1 protein-coding gene is annotated in these 639 nt (G+C 63.5%); it reads left to right on the forward strand.

Features of this window, described 5'->3' with window-relative positions:
* Positions 1 to 639 (forward strand): multicopper oxidase domain-containing protein (locus OC446_RS30585; protein WP_262032620.1); only part of this gene is annotated, 639 nt, incomplete at both ends.

Here is a 639-nt window from a genome sequence, read left to right on the forward strand (position 1 = left end):
TCTTCGTCACCAACAAGCTGCCGGAGAACACGGCGGTGCACTGGCACGGCCAGCTTCTGCCCAATGGCATGGACGGCGTCGGCGGCCTCACACAGCCGCACATCCCGCCGGGCAAGACCTTCGTCTACGAGTTCATCCTGCGCAAATCCGGCACCTTCATGTACCACCCGCACTCGGACGAGATGGTGCAGATGGCCATGGGCATGATGGGCTTCTTCGTGGTCCACCCGCGCGATCCGGCCGAGCGCCGGGTCGACCGCGACTTCGTCTTCCTGCTCAATGCGTTTGACATCGAGGCCGGCTCGTACGTGCCGCGGGTCAACGAGATGACGGACTTCAACCTCTGGTGCTTCAACAGCCGCGTGTTCCCGGGCATTGATCCGCTTGTGGTGCGCCAGGGCGACAAGGTGCGCGTCCGGTTCGGCAACCTGACCATGACCAACCACCCGATCCACATGCACGGCTATGACTTCAAGGTCACTGGCACTGATGGCGGCTGGGTTGACAACGGCTGGCCCGAGGTTTCGGTCGACGTGGCGGTGGGGCAGATGCGCGCCTTCGAGTTTGTGGCAGACGTCCCAGGGGACTGGGCGATCCACTGCCACAAGTCGCACCACACCATGAACGCCATGGGCCATG

The sequence above is a fragment of the Microvirga sp. Mcv34 genome, from assembly GCF_024519725.1.
Classification (GTDB): Bacteria; Pseudomonadota; Alphaproteobacteria; order Rhizobiales; family Beijerinckiaceae; genus Microvirga.